This is a genomic window from Enterococcus haemoperoxidus ATCC BAA-382 (assembly GCF_000407165.1).
In the GTDB taxonomy this organism is placed as follows: Bacteria; Bacillota; Bacilli; order Lactobacillales; family Enterococcaceae; genus Enterococcus_L; species Enterococcus_L haemoperoxidus.
In genome coordinates, this window is record NZ_KE136479.1 from 1,337,499 (window position 1) to 1,361,606 (window position 24,108).

The window sequence follows — 24,108 nt, forward strand, 5'->3', positions numbered from 1 at the left end:
AAAAAAATACCTGAGATACTTTTTGTCTCATTCATTTTTATCTTTCCCCCGAGAAACTAGCTCGTGAAGCTTGATAATGTTAAAAGCTGGACTGGATCGTTCAGCTCTGAATTGATGAGATCTAAAAGGCGTAGTGATAGCCCGTTAAGCTAGTCAAAATTCTACTCGTTATGCACGAGGATGAAATGTTCGATAATTTTTTTGTAAGCTTTCTTTTGTTACATGGGCATAAATCTGAGTAGTGGATAAATCAGAATGACCTAGTAGTTCTTGTACGGTCCGCATATCGGCGCCGTTGTTCAATAGATGCGTCGCAAATGTATGACGCAACATATGAGGGTGAATATCACTATTTAATGTGCTTTTTTTGATAAGCTGATTCAAAACGTATTCGATACCTGTTGGGGTAATTTGTTTCCCGTGATGGTTAACAAAGACAAAAGCATGTTCTTGATGGTATTTTTCCATTAAAACAGCCCGCCCATTTTCTAAATATTCCTTTAATGCATCTTGAGCAAAAGAACCAAAAGGCACATATCGATCTTTGTTTCCTTTCCCGTGAATCAATAACACATTTGCAGAGAAATCAATTGCCTGCAAGGTTAAGTTTGTGCATTCACTTACTCGAATACCTGTACCATATAGAATTTCTAATAACGCTTGATTTCTTAACTCTAAAGGCTTGGATCCTTTAGCACTTTCGAATAAAGCATCCATCTCCTTTGCATAGAAAAAACGAGGAAGTCGTAATTGTTTTTTCTTCATGTGGACATATGAGAAAGGATTTTCTTTAATGACTTCATTTTTTAGTAAGAATTGATAGAAAGAACGCAAACTTGCAATTTTTCTACTAATAGAATTCCGACTATATTGTTTATCATAGAGAAAACTTAGATAAGTGCGGATATCCAAATGATCGACACTTAAATAATCAGCTTCGCCTGAATCCTTTAAGAATTTAAAAAAATTGAGCATATCTTCTTCATAAGCAATTTTGGTTTTTTCAGAATAGCCACGTTCAACGATCAAATAGTTTAAAAATAGCTCTGACCAATTTTTCTCCTGCATAGACCTTCCTCCATTAAATTACACAGTAACTTTAGCATAACCATTTTGAAAAAACAAACGAATTGTCAGAATTTAATCAATATTTTCAAATTTGGTAACAATTTATTCATATTTAACTTTAAATGCTCATAAATTATAAGCGTAATTTAATCTATCGTTCGCTGAGTTTAGATAAATCAAAAAGACCAAAACAAATAGTTCAATCTGTTTTGGTCTTTTGATTATTTAGGTTGTTCTACAAGATTTAGATCTTGTGTTACGTTAGCTAATGTCGTCAACGCTCTATCCGCGATTGCTTCATAGCGTTCTTTTTTGTCTCGGATTCTTTCAGGTAATTCAGGGAATAAACCAAAGTTAGCATTCATCGGTTGGAAATGTTTCCCTTCGGCATGGGTAATGTAATAGGCCATGCTTCCTAACGTTGTTTCTCTTGGGAAAACGACAGGTTCTTCTCCTTTAGCCAAACGAGCTGCGTTTATGCCTGCCAATAAACCACTAGCCGCACTCTCCACATAGCCTTCAACACCTGTCATTTGACCAGCAAAGAATAAGTTTTCTCTTTTTTGAGATTGATACGTTGGTTTTAATAGTTCTGGCGAGTTCATGAAACTGTTACGATGCATCACTCCATAGCGGACAAATTCAGCATTTTCTAAACCAGGAATCATTTGGAAAACACGCTTTTGTTCGCCCCATTTTAGATGTGTTTGGAACCCTACAAGATTATATAATGAAGCTGCTGCGTTATCTTGACGTAATTGGATAACAGCATATGGTCGTTTGCCTGTCTTGGGATCTTCTAACCCAACTGGTTTTAGAGGACCAAATAACATAGTTTTAATACCACGTTTAGCCATTACTTCAATTGGCATACACCCTTCAAAGAATTTCTCTTTTTCAAACGATTTTAAAGGTGCAACTTCAGCAGAAATCAACGCTTCATAAAATGCTTTGAACTCTTCTTCTGTCATTGGACAATTTAAGTACGCCGCTTCCCCTTTGTTGTACCGAGATTTCAAATAAACCTTATCCATATTGATCGTCGCTTTGTCAACGATTGGGGCCGCTGCATCATAGAAATAAAAACCGTCTGAGCCGTTAAACTCTTTAATTTGTTCTGCTAACGATTCTGAAGTTAGTGGACCTGTTGCAATAATCACGATGCCTTTGGGAATAGCAGTGATTTCTTCATTTTTTACTGTAATCAACGGATGATTTTTTATTTTATCTGTGATTTCTAGTGAAAAAGTGTCTCGATCAACGGCTAAAGCTCCGCCTGCTGGCACAGCAGTTTTATCTGCGCTGTTGATAATGATTGAATCCAAACGACGCATTTCTTCTTTTAACACACCGACAGCGTTTGTTAAGTTATTACCTCTTAATGAATTAGAACAAACCAATTCAGCAAAATTTTCAGTTTGATGTGCTGGAGTATTTTTCACTGGACGCATTTCATAAAGTGTTACCGGAACACCTGCTTGAGCAACTTGCCAAGCAGCTTCACTTCCGGCTAAACCTGCGCCGATTACTGTTACAGAAGTAGTCATATATTTCCTCTTTTCTTCAAAAAACCAACGGTGTTTTCCGCTGGCTTTTAAATGTCTTATTTTTGAACGTTCTCTTCATAATCGCCATTGATACAAACAACTTGTTTGCCGCCTTTAACTTTTTTCTCAACAAGATATTGACCACATTTTGGACACGGACGTCCGATTGGTTTATCCCAAGAAGTAAAGTCACAATCTGGATAGCGACTGCAACCGTAGAATAATCGATTTTTTTTAGATTTTCTTTCAATCACTTGTCCTTCATTACAAACCGGACAAGTAACGCCGATTTCTTTGACGATTGCTTTAGTATTACGACATTCCGGGAAGTTACTGCAAGCATAAAACTTACCGTATCGTCCTAGTTTGATCACCATTGGATGACCACAAAGATCACAATCAAAGCCCGCAGGTTCATCTTTGATCTGGATTTTTTCGATTTTTTCTTCAGCATTTGTCAGCTCTTTTTCAAATGGTCGGTAGAAACGATCAACGACTTCTACCCATTTTTCCTTACCAACGCCGATCTTATCTAGATCCCCTTCCATTGAAGCTGTGAAGTGAACATCAACAATTTGTGGAAAGAATTCAACGATCAATGAATTGACGATTTCTCCCAACTCAGTTGGTTCAAAGCGTTTATTTGTTAGTTTAACATAATAACGTCTTTGGATTGTTTCTAAAGTTGGTGCATAAGTTGATGGACGTCCGACACCATTTTCTTCTAAAGCACGGATCAATGTTGCTTCACTAAATCTTGCAGGTGGTTGTGTAAAATGCTGTTTTGGTTCGATATCTAGTGCATTTACTTTATCACCTTCGGCTAGATCAGGCAAAATATTTTCTTTATCTTCTTTGCCATCATCACGACCTTCAACATACACTTGCATGAAACCTTTGAATTTGACTTTAGCTCCATTAGCAATGAAAATCACACCGTTTTGTTCTAGTGTTACTTTCATTGTATCCAAAACAGCAGGTGTCATTTGACTGGCAACCAAACGAGACCAAATCAATGTGTAAAGTTTTAACTGATCTTTATCTAAGTATTGTTTGATTTCATTTGGCGCACGCATTACGCTAGAAGGACGAATTGCTTCGTGTGCATCTTGAGCACCTTGAGCATTTTTGACTTTACGCCCGCCATGAGCAGAAAACTCACTGCCGTAGGTTTTTTCAATATATTCTGCTACTTCTGCTTTAGCTGAATCAGCTATTCTAGTAGAATCTGTACGCATATAGGTAATCAACCCCACAGTACCTTGTTTACCTAAAGCGATTCCTTCATATAATTGTTGCGCAACCATCATGGTTTTACGTGTTCTGAAGTTTAACTTTCTAGCGGCTTCTTGTTGTAAGCTACTAGTCGTAAAAGGTAATGCTGGATTTCGTTTGCGTTCTTTTTTCTCAACTTTTGTTACATTGTATTCTTTCCCTTTAATTCGAGTGGTAACTTCTTTTACTGCTTCAGCGTTCGGTAATTTTTTCTTTTTACCATCTAGTCCCCAGAAGTTAGCTTTAAATTTTTTCTTGGCTTTCTGAAAATTACCATCAATGCTCCAATATTCTTCGGGAATAAATTTACGAATGTCATTTTCACGATCGATGATAATCTTTAGTGCTACTGATTGTACTCGACCAGCACTCAAGCCTTTCTTCACTTTACGCCAAAGAATTGGACTTAGTGAATAACCCACTAAACGGTCTAGAATACGGCGTGCTTGTTGTGCATCTACCAAGTCTAAGTTAATCGTGCGAGGTTCTTTAAACGCAGCTTTTACCGCTTCTTTCGTAATTTCATTAAAAACAACACGGTTTTTATCATTTAAATCCAAGCCAAGAAGGAAAGACAAATGCCAAGCAATGGCCTCTCCTTCTCGGTCCGGATCGGCTGCGAGATAAACTTTTTCAGCTTTTTTAGCAGCAGCTTTTAAACTTTTAATAACATCGCCTTTACCTCGGATCGAGATATAGTGCGGCTCATAATTATTTTCAGTATCAACTCCCATTTTACTTTTGGGTAAATCACGTATATGCCCAACACTGGCAACAACCTTATAGTTTTTTCCTAAATATTTTTCAATTGTTTTGGCTTTAGCTGGTGATTCTACAATAACTAGATATTTATACGCCATTCAACGTGTGGCTCCTTTCGGTTTTCGTGTTTCTTCTATTATATATATCAAAATGTAGAGAACTCACAAATCGTACTTCATCATATCTATTCATCACAGGTTTGTCAAGGATTGATACAGTCAAATCGAAAAAAGTTGGATTTCTTCTAAGATATCTTGTGGACAAACTGTACATTTCGCTCCTTCTTGAATGAGGCCGTGACAACCATCGGATTGAGATTCAAAAACATTACCTGGTACTGCAAAAACTTCACGACCATACTCTAAAGCAGCTTGAGCTGTAATCAAAGAACCGCTTTTTCTTCTTGCTTCGACCACACAAGTACCAAGACTCATTCCAGCAATAATCCTATTTCTCATTGGAAAATGATATTTCCTAGGTCCTGTACCATTAGGGTATTCACTGATAACTAATTGCTCTTCCATCATTTTCCGCTGAATATGAGCGGTTTCCTTAGGATAACAATTATCGAGACCTGTTCCAATGACACCAATGGTATTTCCGCCATGTTGCATCGTAACCTGATGACTGACACTATCTATTCCTTTGGCTAATCCGCTGACAATCGTTAAATTATTACGGATCATGGCCGGAATCAGTTGACGTACGACATTGATTCCATAAACAGAAGCATCTCTTGCACCAATAAAAGACAGACAATTTTCTTCTAAAAGCTTGATGTTTCCTTTATAAAATAATAATACAGGACAATTATAAATTTGTTTTAAATAATAAGGATAGATTGGATCTAGAATTGTGATAAATGTGTGTGCATCCTGATATGCATTTAATTTATCTGAGTTAGTTGTCCAGTAATCCCAAGAATCTGAAAAAAATTTTTGATAGGTTGTGATTCCAGCTATCTGAATAATTTCTTGTTTAGAAAAGTCTGTAGTGTCATTATACCTCATCGAGAAGTCTAATATTTTAAGCATTCCTAAGTTCCCAATCCCGCTACAGACCGCCAGTTTAAAGAGTAATGTTCGTTGTTTTGATTCCATAAAAAAACCTTCTTTCACAAATACTTGTTATAATAAGTATTCGCAAAAAAAAGTTTTTGTTATTTTTTTAATACATATCTTTAATTGGCGCAAACGTTTTTCTGTGAATCGCGCAAATTCCCTGTTTTTCTAAACCAAGTAAATGTTCTTTTGTTCCATACCCGGCATTATTTTCAAATCCGTATCCTGGATACATTTTTCCGTAGTCATCCATCAACCGATCACGAATCACTTTCGCTACGATGCTTGCTGCAGCAATCGATATGGAGCGAGCATCGCCTTTTATAATGCTTTCTTGAGGTATATTGACATCTAATTTCATGGCATCGATCAATAAATAATCTGGGACAAAACAAAGATCTTCCAGAGCCATGCCCATGGCTAATTTTGATGCTTGATAAATATTGATTTCATCGATTTTATCATGATCTACCATACCGATTCCAATTGAAATAGCTTGATTTTGAATTTCAGCGTACAGCTCATCTCGTTTTTTTGCAGACAACTTTTTAGAATCATTTACGCCAAGAAGTTGGAAGTTTTCAGGGAGAATGACAGCTGCCGCAACGACTGGGCCCGCTAATGGTCCACGCCCTACTTCATCGATACCAACAATTAAACGATGCCCTTTAGAGCGGGCATCATTTTCAAACTGCTGCATTTCTTCAAATAAGGCCTGCTCTTTTTCTAAACGCTGAATTCTTCTATTCCATTGTGCTAGAGCTTGTTGAACACCATTGCGTTGATCTATTTGCCAAGCTTTGATTCGTTCGTCATCTCTGTTATCGATAGTTGCTAATAATGCTTTTATTTGTTGAATTGACTCAGTTTTCATCTGTTGTAGCTCCTAATTCTTCCCAACGATCTAAAGTATATGGACCCAGTTTACTGCTGCGGATTTCTTGAATGATCATTTCACTAGCACGATCATAATCATCTCGAAATCCTCTCTTTTGACTAATCAACATCAAAAGTTCAGCTCCAGGTAATAAAGTTTCCTCTTGTGTTAGTTTGTAACGCTCAACTAAACGCTCTGGATAAAAATGTGAAAAAAATGTTAATCCGTAAATAGCTAAATCGTCCAAATGAAGCAGTTGATCTTTGATTGCACCCGTTAAGGCTAACTTTTTACCGATTTCCTGATCTTCAAACTTAGGCCATAAAATCCCTGGAGTATCAAGGAGCTCTAAATCTGACCCGGAACGAAGCCATTGTTGTCCTTTGGTTACACCTGGTTTGTTCCCTGTTTGAGCAATTTTTTTTCCAACTAAACGATTCATTAGCGTTGATTTACCCACGTTAGGAATACCAATACACATTGCTCTAATAGCACGCGGTTTCACACCTTTTGAACGTTCGCGCTCAAGTTTTTCTTTTAAGGCTTTTTTTGCTTCAGGTACAATTTTGTTAATGCCTTTGTTTTGTTGTGCATTGATCACCAAAGTGTGGTAGCCTTTCCCTTGAAAATACTGCTGCCATTTCTGGTTTTGTTCTTTATCAGCTAAATCACCCTTATTCAATAAAATCAGTCGTGGTTTTTGCTGTACGATCTGATCCATCATTGGATTTCTTGATGAAAGTGGTAATCTTGCATCAATCAATTCGAAAACGATATCAACGTATTTAATTTTTTCAGATACTTCTCTTCTGGCTTTAGCCATATGTCCTGGGAACCATTGTATTGTCATTTTATCACCTATCTTGGTATGAATTTCATATGTGTTATTGGGTAGTATACAAATTGAGCTTTTCCTAAAATATATTTACTTTCAACAGCTCCAAATGAGCGACTGTCTTTTGACATTCGGCGATTATCTCCCAAGACAAAATAACTGTCTTTTGGTAAGACATCTTCCGTAGTAAGCTCACTTAAATTAAAATTGGTTGTGTAAGGTACGGACTCATGATCTTTTTTTATATTTTTTTCTAAAAATGGTTCTTCAATTGGTTTCTCATTTATATAAAGTTGATCATTATCGTACCTAATAGCATCTCCTGGTAGCCCGATCACTCGTTTAATATAAATTGCGCCATTCGGTAATTTGAACACTATGACATCAAAACGTTTGATCGACGAAAATTTTTCCATCATGATCATGTCACCTTGACTAAGTGTTTTCTCCATGGAATTTCCATCAACTGGAACTGGAATCAGAATAAAACCTCTTAGGATAAATAACACTGCTAGGGAAGGAACGAGTAATTTCATGAAAAAAATAAAATAGCCGACATAAGATTTTTGTTTCTCCACTCTTTTTCTCTCCCTTTTACTTACTGAGTCTATTATAAAGGAAAAACACTTGAAAAAGCGACTAATTTAAAGTGAAAACTGATCTCTATCTGGGTAAAATAAGAAATAGGTGTGAAAAGGGCTTTTTTCTTTAAATTTATAGCCATTTTTTCACACCGGTTCCATTTATTTTCTTAGGATTTCGTGTTGAATCTCTTTTATACCTGTCTCATAAGCCTGGTCGTTGTCTTTGATTTTTTTTCCTATCTCAGCTTCGATTTGAGCGGCAGTTTCATTATCTACTTCACCAGTAACTGGGAGATTACTTTTAGATTGTAGTGCATTGACAGCTGCTTTAGTTTGTTCTGAGAACTCACTGCTGTCAATGCTAACTTCATAACCAAGTGCTTTCAATAACGCATTGAGATTTTTGACAACTGCCGAAGAATCCCCTAGTTTTACTGTTTTATCTCTAGAAATTGGTGATAAGTATGCATAATCAGGATAGTCAGCTTCAATAGTTGGCTCTAATCCTTTTTCATGAATCCATTCTCCTTTTGGCGTTAACCATTTTAAAACAGTTAATTTGATTTCACTCTTATCATTTAGGTTTTTAACAGTTTGAACAGTTCCTTTACCAAAGGTTTTTGTTCCGATAATTTTTTTATTGCCGGATTCTTTTAGAGCGGCCGCAAAAATTTCAGATGCACTGGCACTACCTTCATCTACTAAAACAACAGTAGGTTCAGTAACTTTAAAGCCGCCATCTAATTGACTAGAAGCGACGTCTTCGCTTGTGTTTCCATTTTTATCCTCAAACTTGACAATCGTTTTTCCATCTTCTAGAAACATACTGGCCATCTGTTCTACTTGATCAAGTAATCCGCCTGGATTTTGACGCAAATCGATCACGAAAGATTTAGCGCCCTCTTTTCTTAATGTTTTGATTGTTTCTTTCAGTTCTTTAAACGTGTTTTCTCCAAATGAGGTGATCTTGATTGAGCCGACTGAACGGTCATTTTTATCTAGTTCACCTTTAACTGTTTCGATTGGAATCTTGTCTCGTGTGAGTTTCAATTCAAAGGTTTCTTCACCACGTTTTATTGTCAAACGTACGTCTGTTCCTTTTTTTCCGCGGATTTTACTAACAACTTGAGAAAGAGTTTTTCCTTGAGTTTCTTCATCATCGACTTTTAAAACAATGTCATTTGTTTTTATTCCAGCTTTAGCAGCTGGGGAACCTTCAATTGGTGCTTGGGCCACAGTAGGAAGGTCTTCAGTCATTGTCATCGTTGCGCCAATTCCTTCAAAACTGCTAGCAAGACTTTGGTCTAATTCATCTGCTTCTGGTTCATTTAAGTAACTAGAATAAGGGTCATCTAGAGACTCGGTCATTCCTTTTAGCGCACCATCAACTAATTTCTTTTCATCAACTTTTCCTACATAATTATTGACGATTTCATTATAAAGATCATCGACTTTCTTTAAATCACTATTTTGAGTTGGACTGTTAGAAAGTTGTTTTTGGTATTGGTAATCAAAATAAATATAACAGCTACCGCCAGCTAAAAAAGCAACACAAACTATTGAAATAATGTATTGATAAAAAGGTACTTGTCTTTTATTTTTCATATAGTCATCTCTTTCTGTAAAATTATCATTGCATGTTTTCCAGTTTACCATGAAAAAAAAAGAAGGAAAAGCTTTCTTTGCCTTTCCTTCTTTTTTTATTTATTGTTTTCTACGTATTTTTCCCATAAATCATCAAAAATGTGCATGTTGGTTAGGTAATCAGCATTCATTTCTAAATAGGATGACAATTCATGGTAGTCTTCTGATTGTTTAGGAAATTGAATATCTTTGGCTGCATCGTTTGCGAATTGGCTCTCTTCAGTTTTTCTAGGGGCTCTTAATGTCATCAAATAGTGATAAAAGCTTCTTCTCATATATTCACCAATTCTCTTCTATAAAATTTGCTCGTTTCTGATGTGCATCTTCGTATCGTTCAGGATCTTTTTGATAAAAATCTTGGTGATAGTCTTCTGCCGGATAAAAAATAGATGCAGGTTCGATCGTTGTAACGATTGGTTCGCTAAAGCGTCCGCTCTCTTGTAAGTTCTGACGGCTTTTTTCCGCAATTTTTCGCTGCCCGTCAGTTGTATAAAAAATGACTAGGCGATAATTATCCCCGCGATCTTCAAATTGACCTAAAGCGTCAGTTGGATCTGTTTGCTGCCAGTAGATTTCTACTAATTTTTCATAAGGCATTATTGTCGGATCAAATTCAATCTCGACCGCTTCTGTATGCCCAGTAGTGTGACTTAGTACTTGTTCATAAGTAGGGTTCGCGACATGTCCTCCTGTATATCCGGAGGTAACAGAATAGATGCCTGGTTGTGTATCAAAAGGCTGGATCATGCACCAAAAACAGCCTCCTGCAAAAATAGCTTTTTCGCTCAATTCGTTTCCTCCTTCTTATTGTCACTATCTTTTGGCAAGTATATATTCATGCGGATATCGTCATCAACTAAATTGATCTTTTCAGCTCGTATGAATAATCCATTTTGCATTCTGAATTGATCTAAACGTAGTAAAATAGTGCTGTCATCTGGATTTACCTCCACCCAATTAGGTAGCTTGTAATCTCTTTGCACAAATTTTAAAATTTCCTTCATCGGCAATCCGAGTGTTCCAATCGACAGGCTCTTTGCTTTTAATTGCACGTTTCCGTTATCCATGACATAGGGATCAAAATAAAGGTAGAATTGAATTGGATGACCTAAAACCTTAAATGTTCCATTTAACATGGCTTCATTTTCTAAATAAAATTTATATGTGATATCCGATCCTTTTTGAAAATCACTAAGATAAAAATCAATTAGTGCATTTATCTGTTTTTTCTTTGATTGAATCGCTATCACTGGAGTCCCGTCTTTTTCAACTAATTCAGGAACTGGTTTATAATTGGGTTCACGAACTTGAGTGACTCTTACAAAAACAAAAGCTACACTCCCGATAATCAAAGCTACTAAGACGATAAAAGCAACCTTCCAACGATTGATGCTTTTTTTCACTTCTGGTGCTTTTTTTCGTCGTTTATTTCCTTTTTTTACTTCTTTTTTTTCTTCAGGTTCATTCATCATTTGTTTCACTCACTTCCTTTTTTCAGCCATTGATCTTGCGTTTTTACCATTTTATCACGGACAGTACTTGCCATGATTTGATACCCTAAATTATTAGGATGAAAGTGATCTTCTTCATACAGCGCATTATTTTTAATGTCTTGCTCACTGCTTGATGCTGTGCCAGAGGCTATATCTTCACTGCTGACGATTCCCACTTCATCGCCTGCTCCTTTATAGAGTAAATCATTGATTGGTATAAAATACGCATTTTTTTCAGCTTTAACAATTTCTTCTGTACCGTTATTCCAACTGTCTACTATCTCCTGCATTTCTGTAATATCAGGGAAATAAAGATAAAATGGATTGTATATCCCTAAAACATAGATGGGTGCTTCAGGGTTATATTTGCGAATTTCAGTGAATAGTTTTTCCACTTCTTTTTGGTAGTTTTTCAGAGGCTTTTCAAATGAAGTTTTAGTTAAACGAAAGACATCTCCTTTGATTACTTTCATTAAATCATTCCCACCTACTGTTAGAGTAATAAGATCTGCCGACGCTAACCCTTCTTGAATTTCTTCATTTTTTTTGATTCGTTTGAGAATTTGATCGCTACGATCACCGTTTTTCCCAAAATTATCTGTTTGAACTCCGTTTAAGCGATAGTGCTCTTGTAAATCTTTAGCAACTAAAGGGACAAATCCTCCTGAATTGGTTAAATCGCCAATTCCTTCGGTTAATGAATCACCAATTGCGGTGTAGTGAATCACTTCTTTTGTTTCGCTTTTAACTTCCTGCATAGTTCCGGTACCTAAAATTGGTTTCGCTTTTGGAACTGTTACTATCAATAGTAAAAAAATACCGATAAGTGTGATAAAAAAGAGCGCGAAGTTTGACCAATTTTCTTTGAAAAATAATCTCATTGTATCCCTTCCTTTGCCGTAAATCGTAAATAACATATAGTTCGCTGATCTACAGTATTTGGATTTTTCGTTCTAATAAAGTAAATTATCTCTATTTTCAGTCCATTTGTACAGTAAAATTTATAAAAAATTTTATTAAAAAAAGCAGATCAGTTTGATCTGCTCAAAACTTAGTCTGTGTAGTACATGATAGCAAAGGCCCCTTTACCTGTATGAGTTGCGATTACAGGGTTGGTATGCAATACAGGAATTTCCATATCAGGGAAAAGCGCTTGTAGACCTTCTTTGAATCCATTCGCTAATTCTAATCCATCTGCGTGAGAAATACCGATTTGTCTTACATTGGACAAAGTGCTTAGTTCATTTTTTAACTCTTCAAACCATTTATTGAATGTTTTCATCCCACGGCCTTTAGCCACTGGAATCAGCTCTGTATCTTCGAAATCCATGACTACTTTCATATTAAAAATGCTGGACAAAAGTCCGGTTGCCCGACTGATTCGGCCACCTTTAACTAGATTATCTAATGTAGATATTCCAATAAATAGCTTCGTATTTTCTTTTACGTGATTGATTTCAGCTAAAATTTCAGGAACACTTGCACCATTTTTAGCAAGTTTAGCTGCTTGTATCACTTGGAATGACAAGCCTTGGTCGGTAAAATCACTGTCAATTACAGTAACATTAGCAGAGCTAAGGTTTCCAGCTTGTCGGGCTGCTTCGACTGTCCCGCTCAAACCTTTCGTCATATGAATAGAAATTACTTCACTCCCATCAGCGCCTAAGCGGTCATATAATTCCACAAATTCGCCAATTGGCGGCTGGCTCGTCTTAGGTAATGCTTTTGCTGTACTCATCAATTCCATAAACTGTTCGCCTTCTAAATGATCGTCATCAGCGTACACTACACCATCAATCATCACAGATAAAGGCATCATATGAATATCTAAATCATCGCGTACACTTTTCAGCATTGTGCAAGAAGAATCCGTCACAATTTTAACATTTGTCATAATTTTATCACTCTTTCTTTAAAAACAACCTCAATTCGTGTTAAAATACTTTTGAGGCTTGAATGTCTGTTTTTATTATAACAGACAAAGAATTATTTTTCACCAAATTAAAATGAAGGAAGTTGATTTCTTGGAAAAAGTAAAATTCTCCAGAAAATATATGATTTTAAATGAAGTTCTTAATGCAGTAACTCATGGGATTGGGGTTGGATTAAGTATTGCAGGATTAGTGTTTTTACTCGTTAAAGGTGTACGTTTGGGCTCAGCTGTTCATATTGTTTCCTATGCTATATACGGTTCAACTCTTATTCTCTTATTTTTAGCTTCGACCTTATTTCATAGTTTAATTTTTACTAGGGCGAAGAAAGTTTTCCAAGTCTTTGATCATAGTTCGATTTTCTTATTGATTGCTGGAAGCTATACTCCGTTTTGTTTACTAAGTATCAAAGGCTGGCTGGGCTGGTTATTGTTTGTGCTTATCTGGGTGATGGCAATCAGTGGTGTTGTATATAAATCCTTAACACTACATAAGCAAGAAACGGTTAAAAATGTGTCTACAGTTATTTATATTATTATGGGGTGGCTTTGTATTACTGCTGCAAAACCTTTATACGATTCATTAGGTCCAATAGGTATTGGGTTGTTAGTTGCTGGAGGTGTTTCTTATACATTAGGAGCATCATTTTATAGCTTGAAGAGTGTTCGCTTTATGCATGTGGTTTGGCATTTGTTCGTTATGCTAGGAGCAGGATTTATGTTCTTTTCAATTTTACTTTATACTTAAAAATGATAAAAACCCTTTTATATAAAGGATTTAAAGTACTTCTTTTTGATTAATCAAAAAAAGAAGTACTTTTTTTGAATTTATCTCTTTACAAAGCGAACAAACATTCGTATAATAACTATACAAACGTTTGTTCGATAAAAATTATGAGGTGATTAAGAATGAAAGCAGTTCGTCGTGGCGGGTTATTATTTGTTGTATTGATTATTGGTATTTTCTTAGGAACATTAGGGTTACAATCCGCGTTACTTATTGTTAGCCCTCTATTTATTATATGGTTTATGTTATGGGATGAGAAAAGATACACTCATACAAGGAAAAAAAATGAACATCAACATTATGTATATCGAAAATATCCATAGTTCAAAATAAAAATGATCTTTACTCTGGCGTTTAACCAGGTAAAGATCATTTTTTTAATATTCCATTAATGTAACGATTTCATAACCAGTAATTTTATCACGTCCATGTAAATCCATCAATTCAATCAAAAATGCACAGCCGACAACAATTCCACCTAGGGATTCAATCAATTCGATCGTCGCTTTGATTGTACCACCGGTTGCCAATAGATCATCACAAATCAGTACTCTTTGTCCAGGAGTGATCGCATCTTTATGAAGTGTTAATGTATCTGAACCATATTCTAAATCATAAGTTACTTCAATAGTTTCACGAGGTAACTTTCCTTTTTTACGAACAGGAGCAAAACCAACACCTAGCTCATACGCAACTGGACATCCTACGATAAAACCGCGTGCTTCTGGTCCTACCACCATATCGATTCGTTTTTCTTTTGCGTAATCAACGATTTGTTTTGTTGCTTCACGATACGCCTCGCCATTTGCCATCAATGGTGAGATATCTCTAAAGATAACACCTTTTTCTGGATAATCTGGAATACTAGCAATATAATCTTTTAAATCCATGTTTATACTTCCTCCTCATTCCACAGCCATTGTTGTAATGTCTCACGATCGCTGTATAACAAAAACTCTTCTGTTTTGATTCTTTTTAAGCGAGTTTGATAGACCTTACTTTCCGTCAACGGATGATTTTCAGGACTCTCAACTTTTCTTAAAACACCGTTTTCTATTGTAACAAATCCTAGGTCAAAAAACACCTGAATCATAAAAATTAATAGCTTTTCTTGTATTTTTAGATGTTGAGCGACAACATTTAGTTTATAGCGAACATCTACTTGCTCCTGTTGTCTCACAAATTTATACAGCTGTGCATATTGTTCTCTTGACCCAGTTCCATTTAAATAGGCTTCTTCTTGAGAAATCGCCATTATATAGACACGTTCTATTTTTCCAGCTTGGGTGATTTGTTTCAATAAATCGATATCGTCTGGACAATCAACAAAAACGAGTTGTTGACTGTTCGTTTCTTCGATTGTCTGTACTGTTTCAGCAACAGAGTTGAAAAAATGTTGGTGACTGGATTGGTTATCAATTATTTTTTTGCTATCTGCATTAAAATAAACATAAAGTGTATTTGCTTCAGGTATTTCTTTTTGTCGAGCATTTTTTCCTCGTAGATCAAACAATTGAACGCCGTCTACTGAAAAATCGCTGACCATCAGTTGCGGTTTTTTGTTTCCGTTCCACTCATTGATCGACAATTGCCCTGTGATATTCGTTGTTCCTTGCCCAAATTCATCGACTTGATTGCCCATTTGAAAAGCAATTGCATCTAATTTAGCGCCACCTTGGCCTATTTGAAATTTAAGATGACTTTTGTCAGCTCCAATTTGACGGCTTTGCTCAACTGCAACATCTTCAAATAAGAAATTCGGTACGGGATTGTCTGTTCCTAAGGGAGCAAGAATTTTTAATTGTTGAATAAATGGAATTGTTGCTTCTTCAACTTTCAATGATTCATCAATCAATAGTTCTTGTCCTTGAGACAAATCAATTTGATTTGTTTCTAGATATTGCATTAGATGTTGTTTTACTTTATTGATATGATCCACAGGTAGCGTCATCCCCGCAGCCATATGATGACCACCAAAATGTGTAAATTCTTCCCGAATTTCACTTAATGAATCAAACAAATTCAAAGCTGAGACGCTACGACCGGAACCTTTAGCATATTCGTTGTTTTCATCAATTGTAAGGACAATTGTCGGTTTCCCTGTATCCTGCATGATTCTACCAGCAACAATACCAAGAACGCCCTCATGCCAACCTTTTTTTGCAACGATATGAATTGGATCAGTCGGATCAATAAGTTCAAACGCTTCTTTAGTTATCTTAGCAACGATTTCTTTACGCTCATCATTTTGACTATTGATGTATGTTGCGATTCGTTCTGCTTCTTCTTCATCAAAGGTTGTCATCAATTCCACACCTGGCGTTGCATCACCTAATCTACCTAATGCGTTCAATCTCGGCGCAATTGTAAAGCCAATATTTTCTTCACTAATGGTCTCTTTTTTAAGTTCAGCTAGGTGAATCAAAATATCTAAGCCAATTCTTTCACCGTTTTGAATCATCTCTAATCCCATTTTGACAAGAACTCGATTTTCATCTGTTAATGAAACTAAATCTGCAATTGTACCTATCGCAACTAAATCAAGAAATTCAACAGGTAATTCTCCTAATAAAGCTGTAGCAACTTTAAAAGCAACTCCTACTCCAGCTAATTCACCAAAAGGATAGTGACCTTGTGGATGTTTCGGATGGATGAGCGAAAACGCATTTGGCAATTCTGGTGGTAGTTCATGGTGATCTGTAACAATCACGTCGATTCCTTGCTCCGTTGCATAATTGATGGCTTCGTGTCCAGCCACGCCATTATCAACCGTAATGATCAACTGAACACCATTTTCGATTTGTTCTTTAAATACAGTTAAATTCGGTCCATAACCGTGAATGAATCGGTTAGGCAAGAAGTACTCTACTTCCCCTCCAATTAGCTCGATTGCTTCTTTCATAACTGTGGTACTTGTAATGCCATCTGCATCATAATCCCCGTAAACTAAGATTTTTTCACCTTGTGTTACAGCGTCTTGAATTCTTGCTACGGTTTTTTCCATATCATGCATTAAAAAGGGATCATAAAGATTCTCTACTGTAGGGCGTAGAAATATTTCTAACGCTTCTTTGGACTGTATGCCACGGTGCCATAAAATTTGGCCCAGTAAAGGATTGATCTGTTCATTTGTTAGTATAGTTGAAAATTCTTCTGGCAATTCTGTTTTTTCCCGTAATTGCCATGTATATTTTGCTTTTTTCACGACGTCACTCCTAACCAAGTAATTATATCAAATACAATAGGAAAACTAAAGAAAGTATCCTAAAAAATCAGCAAATTAAAAAGCAAAGATAAACGGTTTCTGCTTTATCTTTGCTTTTTCAGCTTTATATTTCTTCTTCATTGCTTCTTGGTTTCGTAAAGTGATCGACACGACTACCAACAGATTCAGTATCTGCTAGAGGTGTGATAGGTGTTTGAGCTGCTACTGCATCGTATTTAGCTTGTAATTCAGCTAACTGATTTTCATAGGATCGTTTTACTTTTTCAACTTCTTCTTGTGCTAATTTATCTGCATCATTTTTATAAACGTCGATATCCTTCTGTAATTCTTTCACTTGTTTTTTTTGTTTCCACATTGTAGTTGTTGAAGTCAGCAGACCGATCAATGCACCAACAATTGCAGATCCTAAAATGATAAGAATCAAGGGACCAGAAATTTTTGCAAAACCGAAACTGACAGGCACTGTTTGATTGTTTAAAACTGCAAAAACAACAACGATTAGTACCAAAACAAGACCAATAACCACACGCCACTGATTTTTCATAATTGATTACCTCCTCATGTAATTGAAAACGATGCTAGTATCGAAACTAGCTTGAAAATTTATTTCTTGTTTAATATACCACCGGCTAATAAATCACCTATATGCGGGAATAAGGTATATAGACGATAGGCTCCTTCCATCACCCTAGGACGATTGATTTCTCGTTTGCATGTTCCCATAGCGTTTACGATTTCTTTCGCTAATTTATTAGGCTCTAAAACAAATAAATCGACAGAAGCCAAGTAGTCACCTGAAGGATCAGCCTTATCAAAAAATTCTGTTTGAATCGGTCCAGGATTAACCGTTGTTACAGAAATGCCTAATGGTTTTAATTCTAAACGCAATGCGTTTGAAAAACCCAAAACAGCAAATTTAGTTGCAGAATAAACAGTTGATTTTGCAGTGGCCATTTTTCCAGCCATAGAAGCGATATTAATAATATGTCCAGTCCCTCTTTCAGCCATCTGAATCGCAGCTTTTTGAGTGAAGACCATCATACCTAAAACATTTACTTCAAACATATTTCTAGCAACAGCTAAATCAATATCTATAAAGTTTTCAAAAATTCCAAAACCAGCATTGTTGACTAATATGTCTATAGGGCCCACTTCTGCTTCAATTTTTTCAAAAACATTCTCTACATTGTTTGGATCTGAAATATCTAATTGGAAAGAAAATGCTGATTTTCCGCTAAGCTCTTCACAGTTTTCCTTTACTTTACCAATCAAATTAATTCTTCTGGCGCATACAACTACGATTGCACCTTTCTTCGCTGCTTCATAACAAATTTGTTCCCCTAAACCTGCGGAACCACCCGTTACAACAACCACTTTATTTGTTAAATCTTGTCCATTATACATCCTAAATGCCTCCTTACTCAGCTTTAAATGGAACTGCTACGATTTCCATATCTTTCACGATTTTTGTATTAGAAAAGAGCTCTTTGGCCTCATTTTCTAATTGGATAATATCGCCAGTTAAATAACGAGCGCTGATATGTGTCAATATTAGTTTTTCCACTTGTGCTTTTAACGCCACTTGTGCTGCCTGATGACTTGTGGAATGATAATAGGCTTTAGCCATTTTTTCTTCATCTTTATTGAATGTGCTCTCATGAACTAAGATATCCGCATTTTCAGCAAGTAATACACTATTTGGCGTTTTTCTTGTATCTCCAAGGATGGTTACGATTCTACCAGATTTTTTTTCACCAACAAAGTCTTTCCCGTTGATTACTCGTCCATCTGGTAATTCAACAGATTTTCCCTGCTTGATTTTGCCGTAGATTGGGCCGGATGGGATGTGTAGAGCAGCTAATTTATCTACTTGCAATTCTCCTTCATGATCCGCTTCTACAATACGATAGCCAAAGCTAGCAATTCCATGATCTAATGGCTTGCAAGTCACAGTAAATTGTTTATCGGAAAATACAACGCCTTCTTTGATTTCAATGAACTTTAATTCATAGGAAAGACGCGTTTGTGAAACTTTCAAGGCTGTCCGAACAAATTCTGCAATACCAACTGGTCCATAAATTTCTAATTTTTCATTTCCACCTTGGAACGAGCGACTGCTTAGTAAACCAGGCAATCCAAAAATGTGATCTCCATGTAAATGAGTAATGAAAATTTTCTCGATTTTTCTTGGGCGAATATTACTTTTTAAAATTTGCAGTTGTGTCCCTTCACCGCAATCAAATAACCACACTGCATTTCTTTCGTCTAATAATTTTAAAGCGATACTACTTACGTTGCGATGTTTTGCTGGAACTCCAGCACCTGTACCTAAAAATTGTAATTCCATGGGCTACCTAACTTTCCTTAAACTTCTTCTTTATTTTAGAAGAAAGTTGCCGCTTTAGCAAATAATATTTATTTTACAGGAAAACGTACTATTACAGTAGTTCCTTTTGGTGTGTTATCTGTTAGCTCGATCTTTCCTCGATGTTCCTCTACGATCCATTTAGCAATAGCAAGGCCGATTCCATAGCCACCCGTTTTACGATTACGAGATTCCTCTCCGCGATAGAAGCGTTCAAAGACAGCTGATTTTTTATCTTCTACGATTCCAATGCCAGTATCACTGATTTTAATTAGCCATTCGTTGTTTTTAATACTTGAAAAAACAGTTATTTTCTCACCAGGTGCAGTATATTTCAATGCGTTATCCAATAAAATGATCATTAACTGATGAATCCTTTTTTTATCGAAAAATAGTTGGTGGTCTTCACCTAAATCGATAATAAACTCTTTATCTTCAGCTAGAGCTAATTCTTGATAAGGTAGCAGAACTGTATTCAAAAAGCCATTGATTTTCGTAGACTCCTTTTCTAAGGTTAACGAATTGGAATCGGAGCGAGCCAGCAAGAGCAAATCGCTAGTCAAATGGCTTAGACGTTGAACTTCATCTAGTGATAATGCAATCGTTTCAGATTCTTCTAAAATCGTATGGTTTGGTTTAGTAAATAGTTTTTCTAATTTTGCTTGGATGATTGTTAAAGGTGTTCTTAGCTCATGAGAAGCATTTTCGACAAATTCTTGCTGCTTTTTCCAAGAAATCAAAATAGGTTTCATAAACCATTTGGAAAGAAAGTAACTTAGAGCAATCGATAACAAACCAAAAATAACCATACAGATGATCAGTATTTGTTTAAAACGTTCAACGGTTCCTTTGATTGGATCGGTATTCACTAAGAGCTGGATGTAAGCAACCTTATCCTGATTTTCAACGGGCAAGGTGATCGAACGAAATTGCAAAGAACGATTATTACTATCTTTAGTTTGAACACTACTAATCGTGCGCAAATTCTCTGTTGATAATTTTAAATTTTGAAAATCATAAAATCGAGAACCTAACTCAGCTTCATTCAGTATTTTCCCATCTTTCGACCAAAGAATCACTTGTTGTTGAAAATTGTTGGGCGGTGGTGTTTCGAGTTTTCCTAATTGAGGTGAATTCCCTTGTAACCGCTCTGTCTTCATCAGTTGATGTTGTAAAAATTTTTGATCGTCAGCAAGTCGTTGTAAATCATGATCCACTGTTTGGTAAATGGATGTTTGGACTAACTGAAAAACGATTAAACCTAGGAGTAGAAAAATACTTGCAAATGAAAGTAAGTTTACCAAAAAATAATTGTATCTTTGTTTTTTACTTAGTTGTTTATTCATGCTCCATCTCCTCTGGTACTTCAAAAAGATAGCCAACATTACGCAGCGTTTTGATCCAGCGATGAAGCCCAAAAGGTTTTAAATTCTTCCTAAGATTGCTCATATAAACTTCGACGACTGTTAACGTCGTGTCTGATTGAAATCCCCAAATACGATCGAACAATTGATCTTTGGTAATGATTCGTCCCTTGTTTTGCATCAAAAAATGTAATAAATCAAATTCTTTTCCTTGAAGCGTAAGTTCGTTTTCTTTAAAACTAGCTTGCCGATTATCCAGATCTAATCGCAATTCATTAATGACTAACTCATTTTTACCATTCATCCCTAAAGAACGACGAGCAAGTGCTTGAACACGTAGTAATAATTCTTCTCGATGAAATGGTTTAGTCAGATAATCATCGCCGCCATTCTTAAACCCATTTACTTTATCTTGTAGCCCATCTTTGGCTGTTAGAATCAAAACAGATGTATAAATATTTTTCGCCCTTAAAGCTGTTAAAACTTGCTCACCAGACATCGACGGCAACATCAAATCCAGAACGATTAAATCATAGATTCCCCGCTCGCCTTCATACAATGCTTCTTCGCCATCATACACTTGAATGATTTCACCAAGTTCTGATAAAATCTCTAAAATACTGTCTGATAGGATTTCATCGTCTTCCACTAATAGTAATTTTAACATTTGTTTCCACGTCCTTATAATCAAAAAAAGAAGACGAGTAGAAATAATTTCTTTGTCACGTCTTCTAGCTTATTTATTTAGTCATTTTATCGTTGATGAGCGATTAATTTTCGCTTTTTTCATTTGACTCTTGTTTTTTATCTTGCCAAGATTTTTTTGCTGAATCCTTTGTTTCTTTTTCTACTGCTGTGGCATCTGTGATTTCTTTTTCCACATCCTCAAAATCTAAACGAGTGATTTCTCCGCCTAATTCGTGCATAATCAATTGGTTTAATGGACGATTGTCATCTTCTTCAGCGATCAAGATCAACCCGGTCTCACCTTCACCGATTTGCTTTGTTACATGTTCAAAGACTGTTTGAGCCCCTTGGATTTCTTTGGCATCTTGAGAAGCTCCAAATAAACTTCCTGCAAACCAACCTAGTAAAATACCTAATGGACCACCTAAAATCCCGATCAGCATTCCGATCATACTATTTTTTGCTGTATGATTATTCCCTGTAAAATCTAGGAAATCATCGATTTTAAATTGATGAACACCATCATTAACATGTGTTACTACAGCCATTTGTTCCCCTTTGATCTTTTTCTCAACATACAATTTTTTTATTTCTGAAAATGCTTGGTAAGCTTGGCTTTCTACTTCAAAATGCATAATAATAACTCGTTTAGACATACGACCACCTCGTTCTATTTGATATCCTTATTCTATCAATAAACTAGTCATTAAAGCAATGAAAATCAACTATCTTGGCGGTTGACCGCCAGTTCCTCTGCCCATTTGATTACCAGAAACTTCTGCACCAGATTGATCAACGGACGTTAGTATATCATTGATCGAAATTTTTGCCAGCTCTGTTCCGTTTGAATAACTGCTATTGCTGTATAAACCATCTTTCATCGTTCCAGAATCTTTACCGCCTGTAGATAAGGTTATCGTTTCACCCACTTTTAGATCTGGTGAGCTAATCGCTATATGAGAAAAATCTTTTTCTGGTGCAAATGAGAGGATGCTATCTCCTGTTGCATTCTTCAAATTGACTAAAGTTCCTGATTTTTGAGTATCGTTAAAGTAAAGACTCAACGCGGCTTGAGAGGAAGTTTCACTGGCGCTCATTGCCATCCCAGAACTACCACTTGCAGCAAATACACCACCTTCGATTGTAAATGTCCCATCATAATCAAGTGCAGCATTCCCGTTATCAGTTGGGCCGTTTACGATTAGTGTACCTGCAGTCATTCGAATATCACCGTTGCTATCGATTCCATCCCCATCAGCATTTACATAAGTTGTTCCGCCATTTATTTCTATGAATTTAGTGCTATCTGCAGCGTCTCCATGTTGTCCAGCTCCTGGTTCACCAAATGAGTCAGCACCGAATTGTCCTTCTTGTCCTTCTTCACCAGAACTACCACCTGCTGCATTAATGCCATCATCGGATGCCTTGACAGAAATATCACCATCATTGATTGTCACTGTGGCGCCTTCTAAGCCTTCGTAAGAATGATTAACCGTCACCTTCCCATTATTGATCAGCAAATCAGTATCTGCATGGATTCCATCATCACCGCTTGCCAATGTGAAAGTACCATTGTTGATTGTAACTGCTGCATTTGAGTGTATTGCATCATCCGCTGTGTTTAAATCAACTGTTCCATCATCTACAATAATATTCCCTGAAGCTTTCAATCCTTTGTAACTAGCAGTTGTATCAATTGATTGATCGTCATAACCATTTGCTGTTTGTATCTTTATATCAGATTTGGCAATAGACAAATTTGTTTCCGCTTGTATCCCATCTTTACCTGATTGAATTGTGAATGTTCCACCATCTATCGCAATCCAGCCTTTATCTACATCTGTACTATTATTGGCTTGAATTCCATCTCCTTCTGTTGTTTTTAAAGAGAAGGTCCCACTTGCAATTGATATTGAGTCTTTGCCTTTGATTGCGTTATTTTTAGCGGTAACATTAAGCGTACCATTGGTGATAACTAAATCATCTTTACTGCGAATTCCATTACTGTAATTTCCGTTAACTACTAAAGTTCCACGGCCATTGATTGTTAGGTCATCTTTACTAAAGAAAGTAGCATCTGGCTCAGTTTCATCAGCAGAAGCAAAAGTATAATCATTCCCATCTGAAAGGTTATTTTTTGAACCTTCTGCTAAAGTCGTGATCACTTTTTTTGCTTGCTCAATGTAGATCGCTGAAGATGAGTCATTAGATATCGAGACATTGTTTAGTACCAAATGGACGGTTTCTTCATTCGCACTGATTTTGATTTGGCCTTTGTAATTTCCTGAAACAATATAAGTCCCGCCGGCCGTGATCGATAATATATTATCTTTTTCAGAAGCACCTGATCCATCTATTTTACTTCCAGAGTCGTTTAAATCAATCTTTGTCGCTGTTTTTTCATCGTAACTTTCGTCATAATCTTCTTCGTCATAAGCGCCATATTTATTTTCAGCTGTTTTTTGTGCGTCATGAACCGTAACAACTTGTTCTTTACTTTTCGAAGTTGCTGTAGTTGTACTCGTTGCTTGTTTTGCACATCCAGTAAATAGAATGAGTAAAATCGTTAAAACGGCGACACCAAATTTCTTTTTTTTCATTAT

The 24,108-nt window shown here is 36.2% G+C and carries 24 protein-coding genes; 2 read left to right on the forward strand and 22 right to left on the reverse strand.

Translation table 11 applies throughout. The annotated features are described in order from the left end of the window. Positions 1–168: 168 nt before the first annotated feature. From xerC to I583_RS06325, 13 genes are all read right to left on the reverse strand, one after another. Positions 169–1,068 (reverse strand): tyrosine recombinase XerC, encoded by a 900-nt coding sequence (gene xerC / locus I583_RS06265; protein ID WP_010761355.1) that lies wholly within the window; start codon positions 1,066–1,068, stop codon positions 169–171. A 221-nt stretch (positions 1,069–1,289) separates the two neighbouring features. Then, positions 1,290–2,615, reverse strand: coding sequence for an FADH(2)-oxidizing methylenetetrahydrofolate--tRNA-(uracil(54)-C(5))-methyltransferase TrmFO (gene trmFO, locus I583_RS06270; RefSeq protein ID WP_010761354.1), 1,326 nt, complete (start codon positions 2,613–2,615; stop codon positions 1,290–1,292). Between the two features lie 56 nt (positions 2,616–2,671). Beyond that, a complete protein-coding gene (gene topA / locus I583_RS06275) occupies positions 2,672–4,750 on the reverse strand; it encodes a type I DNA topoisomerase (RefSeq protein WP_010761353.1) in 2,079 nt (692 codons plus the stop codon). Positions 4,751–4,870: 120 nt separating this feature from the next. After that, positions 4,871–5,752 (reverse strand): DNA-processing protein DprA, encoded by an 882-nt coding sequence (gene dprA / locus I583_RS06280; RefSeq protein ID WP_010761352.1) that lies wholly within the window; start codon positions 5,750–5,752, stop codon positions 4,871–4,873. A gap of 67 nt (positions 5,753–5,819) precedes the next feature. Continuing rightward, positions 5,820–6,587, reverse strand: coding sequence for a ribonuclease HII (locus I583_RS06285; protein WP_010761351.1), 768 nt, complete (start codon positions 6,585–6,587; stop codon positions 5,820–5,822). Further along, positions 6,577–7,440: a ribosome biogenesis GTPase YlqF gene (gene ylqF, locus I583_RS06290; protein ID WP_010761350.1), complete on the reverse strand. Its 864-nt coding sequence runs from the start codon at positions 7,438–7,440 to the stop codon at positions 6,577–6,579. Before ylqF ends, I583_RS06285 begins: the two co-directional genes overlap by 11 nt. An 8-nt stretch (positions 7,441–7,448) precedes the next feature. Beyond that, the gene (lepB, locus tag I583_RS06295) at positions 7,449–8,003 is read right to left on the reverse strand and encodes a signal peptidase I (protein ID WP_010761349.1); all 555 of its coding nucleotides are present in this window, start codon (positions 8,001–8,003) and stop codon (positions 7,449–7,451) included. 165 nt (positions 8,004–8,168) lie between these two features. Further along, on the reverse strand, positions 8,169–9,614 hold the full coding sequence (locus I583_RS06300; RefSeq protein WP_010761348.1) for a S41 family peptidase: 1,446 nt from the start codon (positions 9,612–9,614) through the stop codon (positions 8,169–8,171). A 95-nt stretch (positions 9,615–9,709) separates the two neighbouring features. Continuing rightward, a complete protein-coding gene (locus I583_RS06305; protein WP_010761347.1) occupies positions 9,710–9,928 on the reverse strand; it encodes a YozE family protein in 219 nt (72 codons plus the stop codon). A 4-nt stretch (positions 9,929–9,932) separates the two neighbouring features. Further along, positions 9,933–10,442 carry a peptide-methionine (S)-S-oxide reductase MsrA gene (gene msrA / locus I583_RS06310; protein WP_010761346.1) on the reverse strand — a complete coding sequence of 170 codons (510 nt, stop codon included), beginning with the start codon at positions 10,440–10,442 and terminating at the stop codon, positions 9,933–9,935. Then, positions 10,439–11,122, reverse strand: a complete 684-nt coding sequence (locus I583_RS06315; RefSeq protein WP_081631809.1) for a YpmS family protein — start codon at positions 11,120–11,122, stop codon at positions 10,439–10,441. The genes msrA and I583_RS06315 overlap by 4 nt, the downstream gene beginning before the upstream one ends. 8 nt (positions 11,123–11,130) lie before the next feature. Continuing rightward, a complete protein-coding gene (locus I583_RS06320; protein WP_010761344.1) occupies positions 11,131–12,027 on the reverse strand; it encodes an SGNH/GDSL hydrolase family protein in 897 nt (298 codons plus the stop codon). A gap of 170 nt (positions 12,028–12,197) precedes the next feature. Beyond that, positions 12,198–13,040: a DegV family protein gene (locus I583_RS06325; RefSeq protein ID WP_010761343.1), complete on the reverse strand. Its 843-nt coding sequence runs from the start codon at positions 13,038–13,040 to the stop codon at positions 12,198–12,200. 130 nt (positions 13,041–13,170) lie between these two features. Between I583_RS06325 and trhA the strand changes: the two genes are divergently transcribed. Further along, on the forward strand, positions 13,171–13,824 hold the full coding sequence (gene trhA, locus I583_RS06330; protein WP_010761342.1) for a PAQR family membrane homeostasis protein TrhA: 654 nt from the start codon (positions 13,171–13,173) through the stop codon (positions 13,822–13,824). Positions 13,825–13,985: 161 nt separating this feature from the next. Then, entirely contained in the window at positions 13,986–14,186 is a 201-nt protein-coding gene (locus tag I583_RS06335; protein ID WP_010761341.1) for a hypothetical protein, read from the forward strand. 54 nt (positions 14,187–14,240) lie between these two features. On the opposite strand, the gene I583_RS06340 is transcribed toward I583_RS06335, so the two are convergent. The 9 genes from I583_RS06340 to I583_RS06380 form a co-directional block, all read right to left on the reverse strand. Further along, positions 14,241–14,753: an adenine phosphoribosyltransferase gene (locus I583_RS06340; RefSeq protein WP_010761340.1), complete on the reverse strand. Its 513-nt coding sequence runs from the start codon at positions 14,751–14,753 to the stop codon at positions 14,241–14,243. A 2-nt stretch (positions 14,754–14,755) separates the two neighbouring features. Continuing rightward, entirely contained in the window at positions 14,756–17,068 is a 2,313-nt protein-coding gene (recJ, locus tag I583_RS06345; protein WP_010761339.1) for a single-stranded-DNA-specific exonuclease RecJ, read from the reverse strand. Positions 17,069–17,192: 124 nt separating this feature from the next. Beyond that, complete coding sequence (locus tag I583_RS06350; protein ID WP_010761338.1) at positions 17,193–17,633, reverse strand: LapA family protein; 441 nt, start codon at positions 17,631–17,633, stop codon at positions 17,193–17,195. 59 nt (positions 17,634–17,692) lie between these two features. Next, positions 17,693–18,493 carry an SDR family NAD(P)-dependent oxidoreductase gene (locus I583_RS06355; RefSeq protein WP_010761337.1) on the reverse strand — a complete coding sequence of 267 codons (801 nt, stop codon included), beginning with the start codon at positions 18,491–18,493 and terminating at the stop codon, positions 17,693–17,695. A gap of 13 nt (positions 18,494–18,506) precedes the next feature. Then, positions 18,507–19,436: a ribonuclease Z gene (gene rnz, locus I583_RS06360; protein WP_010761336.1), complete on the reverse strand. Its 930-nt coding sequence runs from the start codon at positions 19,434–19,436 to the stop codon at positions 18,507–18,509. A 68-nt stretch (positions 19,437–19,504) separates the two neighbouring features. Continuing rightward, entirely contained in the window at positions 19,505–20,800 is a 1,296-nt protein-coding gene (locus I583_RS06365; RefSeq protein ID WP_010761335.1) for a sensor histidine kinase, read from the reverse strand. Next, the gene (locus tag I583_RS06370) at positions 20,793–21,485 is read right to left on the reverse strand and encodes a response regulator transcription factor (protein WP_010761334.1); all 693 of its coding nucleotides are present in this window, start codon (positions 21,483–21,485) and stop codon (positions 20,793–20,795) included. Before I583_RS06370 ends, I583_RS06365 begins: the two co-directional genes overlap by 8 nt. 103 nt (positions 21,486–21,588) lie before the next feature. Next, entirely contained in the window at positions 21,589–22,161 is a 573-nt protein-coding gene (locus I583_RS06375) for a hypothetical protein (RefSeq protein ID WP_010761333.1), read from the reverse strand. Between the two features lie 69 nt (positions 22,162–22,230). After that, entirely contained in the window at positions 22,231–24,105 is a 1,875-nt protein-coding gene (locus tag I583_RS06380) for a carbohydrate-binding domain-containing protein (protein WP_010761332.1), read from the reverse strand. Between the last annotated feature and the right edge of the window lie 3 nt (positions 24,106–24,108).

Excerpts from the sequence above, each read along its gene's own strand:
- I583_RS06350 (WP_010761338.1), bottom strand. The coding sequence starts at position 17,633 with ATGAAAAATCAGTGGCGTGTGGTTATTGGTCTTGTTTTGGTACTAATC.
- I583_RS06325 (WP_010761343.1), bottom strand. The coding sequence starts at position 13,040 with ATGACAAATGTTAAAATTGTGACGGATTCTTCTTGCACAATGCTGAAA.
- I583_RS06340 (WP_010761340.1), bottom strand. The coding sequence starts at position 14,753 with ATGGATTTAAAAGATTATATTGCTAGTATTCCAGATTATCCAGAAAAA.
- I583_RS06355 (WP_010761337.1), bottom strand. The coding sequence starts at position 18,493 with ATGTATAATGGACAAGATTTAACAAATAAAGTGGTTGTTGTAACGGGT.
- I583_RS06315 (WP_081631809.1), bottom strand. The coding sequence starts at position 11,122 with ATGAATGAACCTGAAGAAAAAAAAGAAGTAAAAAAAGGAAATAAACGA.
- I583_RS06320 (WP_010761344.1), bottom strand. The coding sequence starts at position 12,027 with ATGAGATTATTTTTCAAAGAAAATTGGTCAAACTTCGCGCTCTTTTTT.
- I583_RS06365 (WP_010761335.1), bottom strand. The coding sequence starts at position 20,800 with ATGAATAAACAACTAAGTAAAAAACAAAGATACAATTATTTTTTGGTA.
- dprA (WP_010761352.1), bottom strand. The coding sequence starts at position 5,752 with ATGGAATCAAAACAACGAACATTACTCTTTAAACTGGCGGTCTGTAGC.
- trmFO (WP_010761354.1), bottom strand. The coding sequence starts at position 2,615 with ATGACTACTTCTGTAACAGTAATCGGCGCAGGTTTAGCCGGAAGTGAA.
- I583_RS06285 (WP_010761351.1), bottom strand. The coding sequence starts at position 6,587 with ATGAAAACTGAGTCAATTCAACAAATAAAAGCATTATTAGCAACTATC.
- I583_RS06370 (WP_010761334.1), bottom strand. The coding sequence starts at position 21,485 with ATGTTAAAATTACTATTAGTGGAAGACGATGAAATCCTATCAGACAGT.
- I583_RS06375 (WP_010761333.1), bottom strand. The coding sequence starts at position 22,161 with ATGTCTAAACGAGTTATTATTATGCATTTTGAAGTAGAAAGCCAAGCT.
- I583_RS06300 (WP_010761348.1), bottom strand. The coding sequence starts at position 9,614 with ATGAAAAATAAAAGACAAGTACCTTTTTATCAATACATTATTTCAATA.
- xerC (WP_010761355.1), bottom strand. The coding sequence starts at position 1,068 with ATGCAGGAGAAAAATTGGTCAGAGCTATTTTTAAACTATTTGATCGTT.
- rnz (WP_010761336.1), bottom strand. The coding sequence starts at position 19,436 with ATGGAATTACAATTTTTAGGTACAGGTGCTGGAGTTCCAGCAAAACAT.
- I583_RS06335 (WP_010761341.1), top strand. The coding sequence starts at position 13,986 with ATGAAAGCAGTTCGTCGTGGCGGGTTATTATTTGTTGTATTGATTATT.
- I583_RS06380 (WP_010761332.1), bottom strand. The coding sequence starts at position 24,105 with ATGAAAAAAAAGAAATTTGGTGTCGCCGTTTTAACGATTTTACTCATT.
- ylqF (WP_010761350.1), bottom strand. The coding sequence starts at position 7,440 with ATGACAATACAATGGTTCCCAGGACATATGGCTAAAGCCAGAAGAGAA.
- topA (WP_010761353.1), bottom strand. The coding sequence starts at position 4,750 with ATGGCGTATAAATATCTAGTTATTGTAGAATCACCAGCTAAAGCCAAA.
- I583_RS06305 (WP_010761347.1), bottom strand. The coding sequence starts at position 9,928 with ATGAGAAGAAGCTTTTATCACTATTTGATGACATTAAGAGCCCCTAGA.